The sequence below is a fragment of the Shigella sp. SIG3 genome (assembly GCF_053555855.1).
In genome coordinates this window covers 1-5,542 of the sequence record NZ_JBQZXE010000174.1, presented here as the reverse complement: position 1 = coordinate 5,542, position 5,542 = coordinate 1, and the positions used below count along the sequence as shown (strand labels likewise).

General features: G+C 46.8%; 3 protein-coding genes. 2 read left to right on the top strand and 1 reads right to left on the bottom strand.

All coding sequences use genetic code 11. The features are described from left to right. Positions 1-376: 376 nt before the first annotated feature. Positions 377-1,201 carry an acid resistance transcriptional activator GadX gene (gene gadX, locus ACUU1I_RS19370; protein WP_001191070.1) on the top strand — a complete coding sequence of 275 codons (825 nt, stop codon included), beginning with the start codon at positions 377-379 and terminating at the stop codon, positions 1,199-1,201. A 367-nt stretch (positions 1,202-1,568) separates the two neighbouring features. Then, positions 1,569-2,297, top strand: coding sequence for an acid resistance transcriptional activator GadW (gadW, locus tag ACUU1I_RS19365; RefSeq protein WP_000222802.1), 729 nt, complete (start codon positions 1,569-1,571; stop codon positions 2,295-2,297). A 362-nt stretch (positions 2,298-2,659) separates the two neighbouring features. Here the strand turns inward: gadW and mdtF are convergent. Next, a partial coding sequence (gene mdtF, locus ACUU1I_RS19360) for a multidrug efflux pump RND permease MdtF (protein WP_005072098.1) occupies positions 2,660-5,542 on the bottom strand: 2,883 nt, incomplete at its 5' end.

Sequence of the window (5,542 nt, the reverse complement as noted above, 5' to 3'; positions counted from 1 at the left end):
CACCTGATAACATAACGTTGTAAAAACCGAATGCCCAGCCTTTAAAAAAACAGCTGGGCATTCGGTTGCTTATTAATCGCAATAATATATTGGCTGTCTATTCATCGTGTTGATAAGATATATGTTATATGAATGTTTATTAAATGTAGCGATTACCTTTAATATCACGAAAAGGGATTATTTGCTTGCTATTAATTTCACTGCGTTCTTAAACACGTTTTTGTATTATAAATCCAGTCATCCTGCCCGTAGAACATCACACATTATCATCCTGTTCTCCCGCTTCGTTTAAATTTATTTATCAATCAATTTGACTTAAGAGGGCGGCGTGCTACATTAATTAACAGTAATATGTTTATGTAATATTAAGTCAACTATGCAATCATTACATGGGAATTGTCTAATTGCGTACGCAAGACATAAATATATTCTCACCATGGTTAATGGTGAATATCGCTATTTTAATGGCGGTGACCTGGTTTTTGCGGATGCAAGCCAAATTCGAGTAGATAAGTGTGTTGAAAATTTTGTATTAGTATCAAGGGATACGCTTTCATTATTTCTGCCGATGCTCAAGGAGGAGGCATTAAATCTTCATGCACATAAAAAAATTTCTTCATTACTCGTTCATCACTGTAGCAGAGATATTCCTGTTTTTCAGGAAGTTGCGCAACTATCGCAGAATAAGAATCTTCGCTATGCAGAAATGCTACGTAAAAGAGCATTAATCTTTGCGTTGTTATCTGTTTTTCTTGAGGATGAGCACTTTATACCGCTGCTTTTGAACGTTTTGCAACCGAACATGCGAACACGAGTTTGTACGGTTATCAATAATAATATCGCCCATGAGTGGACACTAGCCCGAATCGCCAGCGAGCTGTTGATGAGTCCAAGCCTGTTAAAGAAAAAATTGCGCGAAGAAGAGACATCATATTCACAGTTGCTTACTGAGTGTAGAATGCAACGTGCTTTGCAACTTATTGTTATACATGGCTTTTCAATTAAGCGAGTCGCAGTGTCCTGTGGATATCACAGCGTGTCGTATTTCATTTACGTCTTTCGAAATTATTATGGGATGACGCCCACAGAGTATCAGGAGCGATCGGCGCAGGGATTGCCGAACCGTGACTCGGCGGCAAGTATTGTTGCGCAAGGGAATTTTTACGGCACTAACCGTTCTGCGGAAGGAATAAGATTATAGAGTTTTACTCAGACATAAAAAAAACCCGGCATAGGGGACCGGGAAGAGGATAGTCTGCCGTCTCCAGACTAATAAACCGTTATAACACTCCCTGTTGGCACGGGAAACTTTGTGCTCTCAGTAAGTTAAATATAACTTTTACTGGAAATAAGATCAGCCATTTTTTTATAAACATAAGCTATACGCTGTGCGAAAATATATTCGTGCTGCATTTACTTATTATCAATTAACTGTTATGCAAAACTACTTTGTGGATAAATTTTGGTCCTACCAAATCTGGCAGTTTTTGCGCTAAAAAACAGTCTGTCATCATTTCATTAGTATACTGAAATTGAAATAATCGCAGTATGAAATATAAGGGATAATCATGACTTATGTCTGCTCGGTGATCCTCATTCGTCGTTCATTCGATATTTATCATGAACAGCAAAAAATATCGCTGCATAACGAGAGTATCCTGCTGCTGGAGAAAAATTTGGCAGACGATTTTGCGTTTTGTTCACCGGATACGCGACGACTGGATATCGATGAGCTGACAGTTTGCCATTACTTACAAAATATTCGTCAGCTACCACGCAATTTAGGGTTACATAGCAAAGACCGTCTGTTAATTAACCAGTCACCCCCCATGCCGCTGGTGACGGCGATTTTTGATAGCTTCAATGAATCCGGGGTAAATTCACCGATACTGAGCAATATGCTCTACCTTTCCTGTTTATCGATGTTTTCTCATAAGAAAGAACTGATCCCCTTACTTTTCAATAGCATCAGCACTGTTTCAGGAAAAGTTGAACGCCTTATTAGCTTTGATATCGCCAAACGTTGGTATCTGCGCGATATCGCGGAAAGAATGTATACCAGCGAGAGTCTCATCAAAAAAAAGTTGCAGGATGAAAATACCTGTTTCAGTAAAATATTACTCGCTTCCAGGATGTCGATGGCCAGACGATTACTCGAGTTACGTCAAATTCCTCTGCATACTATTGCGGAAAAATGTGGCTATAGCAGTACGTCGTACTTTATAAACACATTTCGACAATATTATGGTGTAACGCCACATCAGTTTGCGCAACATTCGCCAGGTACCTTTTCCTGACATATTTTGCATTTGAATATTGGTCAGGATCTCACACCTGCTTCATGTGAAACTCTTCCCTGATGATTTCTGCCGGGCTACCGGCTAGTTCTCTTTCGCAGTTTGCCAGGCTGTATAGGTATTTTCAGGAGGAAAAGACTCGGCATGTTTGGGATTATTAAGCTGACAATTCATACGATTACGGGAATGTGGGTCAGTATTGTGTTGTTCAAATTGATGACGAATGGCTGGAGTGGTTTCTACTTTCAGTGCTGTGTACTAAGCCTGGTATTCCTGACGGTTAGCTGGTTGTTGAGTGGTGAATGGTTAGCAGGAAAGAGTAAGGCTGAACCTTCACGTTCAACCTTACTCTCATTTACACGTTACGCTTTTTTAAAGCGGGCAAAGAGATGTTCCACTACAACGAAAAAGACCGGAACGAAGTAAATTGCCAGCACTGTTGCGGCAAACATCCCGCCCATCACGCCGGTACCTACCGCGTTTTGCGCGCCAGAACCGGCACCATGACTGATAACCAGCGGCAGCACGCCGAGAATAAAGGCCAGAGAGGTCATCAGGATTGGGCGTAAACGCATCCGCGCCGCTTCGATGATTGCCTCTATCGGCGTTTTCCCTTCTTTCTGCATCATCTCAACGGCAAATTCGACAATCAGGATGGCGTTCTTGGCGGAAAGTCCGATGGTGGTCAGCAAACCAACCTGGAAGTAGACGTCATTACTTAAGCCGCGCAGATCGGTGGCCAGTAATGCGCCAACGACGCCTAACGGAACAACCAACATCACCGAGAACGGAATTGACCAACTCTCATAGAGTGCGGCGAGGGCGAGGAACACCACGACCAGTGAAATGGCATACAGTGCAGGAGCCTGGTTTGAGGATAACGCTTCCTGATACGACAGTCCGGTCCATGAGTAGCCGACGCCTGCCGGAAGTTTAGCGACCAGGTCTGCCATAAATTTCATAGCGTCACCGGTACTTTTCCCGGCCGCCGCTTCACCTAAAATCTCCATTGACGGGATGCCGTTGTAGCGTTCCAATCGCGGTGAACCATAGGTCCATTCGGTAGACGAGTAGGCAGAAAGCGGTGCCATCGTGCCAGAGGCGTTGCGTACATACCATTGGTTGATGTTATCCGGCAACATACGGAACGGCGTGCCTGCCTGGACATACACTTTTTTCACCCGCCCCTGGTTGAGGAAGTCGTTCACGTAGCTGCTGCCGAAGGCGGTGGAAATTGTCTGGTTGATATCAGACAGCGCCACACCCATTGCCTCAGCTTTCGCGGCGTTGACGTTCACTTTGAACATCGGCGTATCTTCCAGGCCGTTCGGGCGTACCCCGGTGACCTGGTCAGGCGATTGCGCTGCCAGTGATAACAGCTCGTTTCGTGCCTGGGTTAGTTTTTCGTGCCCCAGGTTACCGTTGTCCAGCAGTTCCATATCAAAACCTGACGCGGTACCCAGTTCAGCCACCGCGGGTAAGTTGAACGGGAAGACGACGGCTTTATTGATACTGCTTAACGCAATCATTGCCCGCTGAATGATCGCGGTAACCGAGTTTTCCTCACCGACACGTTCAGACCACGGCTTGAGACTGATAAACGCCAGGCCGTTGTTTTGCCCCTGGCCGCTGAAGCCAAAGCTGCCAACGGTAAACACCGACTGAACATTATCTTTCTCTTTTGTAAGATAATAATCCGTCACCTGTTGCAGTACTTTCGTGGTGTTAACCATGGTGGCACCGGAAGGTAACTGCGCGGTGGTCATAAATACCCCCTGATCCTCTTCTGGTAAGAAAGAGGTCGGTGTACGCAGGAACAGCACCGCCATCCCGGCGCAAATCAGCAGGTAGACCACCATGTAGCGACCGGTACAACGCAACAGCGAGCGGGTGCTATCGGTATAGTGCTGAGTTGATTTTTCAAACAGCGTGTTGAAGCGTGCGAACAGGGCGTTAGGTTTGTGACCGCCTTCCGGCGCGGCTTTCAGAATGGTGGCGCACAGGGCAGGGGTCAGGCTCATTGCCACAAATACTGAAAGCCGCATGGAGGAGATCAGCGTGATGGAGAACTGGCGGTAGATCTCCCCGGTTGCACCGCTCATAAAGGCCATCGGCATAAACACTGCAGAAAGAACAACGGCAATCCCGACCAGCGCACGTTGGATCTGCCCCATCGATTTATGCGTCGCTTCCTTCGGCGGTAGCTTATCTTCCGCAATGACACGCTCGACGTTCTCCACCACCACGATGGCGTCATCCACCAGTAACCCTATCGCCAGCACCATCCCGAACATAGTCAACGTGTTGATGGTGAAACCGACCGCCGACAAGATCGCAAACGTCCCGAGAATAACCACCGGTACGGCAATTGTCGGGATGATGGTGGCACGGAAATTCTGCAAAAACAGATACATGACTAGGAAGACGAGGATGATAGCCTCAACCAGTGTTTTGAAAACTTCCTGAATAGAAATTTCGATAAACGGCGTGGTGTCGTAAGGATAAACCGTCTTCAGACTTGCGGGGAAATAGGCTGATAAGCGGTTCAGCTCCTCTTTGACTGCCCGCGAGGTATCCAGGGCGTTTGCTCCGGCAGCCAGTTTGATGGCGATCCCGGCAGCAGGTTTGCCGTTATAGCGCGCCACGGTGGAATAATCTTCCGCCCCAAGTTCGACGCGGGCGACATCACGCAGCAGCACTTGCGAACCATCTTGCTGAACTTTCAACAGGATTTTGCCAAATTCTTCCGGCGTTTGCAGACGCGTCTGCACAATGATCGAGGCGTTTAGTTGCTGGTCTGCCACCTGTGGCATGCCACCCAGTTGACCACCAGAAATCTGGTTGTTTTGCACCTTAATCTGGGAAATAACATCGGAAGGTACCAGGTTATATTTATTGAGTTTTTGCGGGTCCAGCCAGATACGCATGGCGTACTCGGAACCAAAGAGCTGTACGCTACCAACGCCCGCGGTACGGCTTAGCGGGTCTTTGATATTAGACGCTACATAGTCCGCGATATCGTACTGGTTGAGGCTGCCGTTATCAGAAATAAACGCCGCTACCATCAGGATATTACTGCTCGACTTATCGACGCTAATCCCCTGTTGCTGCACCGCTTCAGGTAATGAAGGCATAGCGAGTTGCAGTTTATTTTGCACCTGAACCTGTGCGATATCAGGAGATGTCCCAGTCTCGAAGGTCAGAGTGATAGAGGCATTACCCGCCGCATCACTGGTTGAAGACAT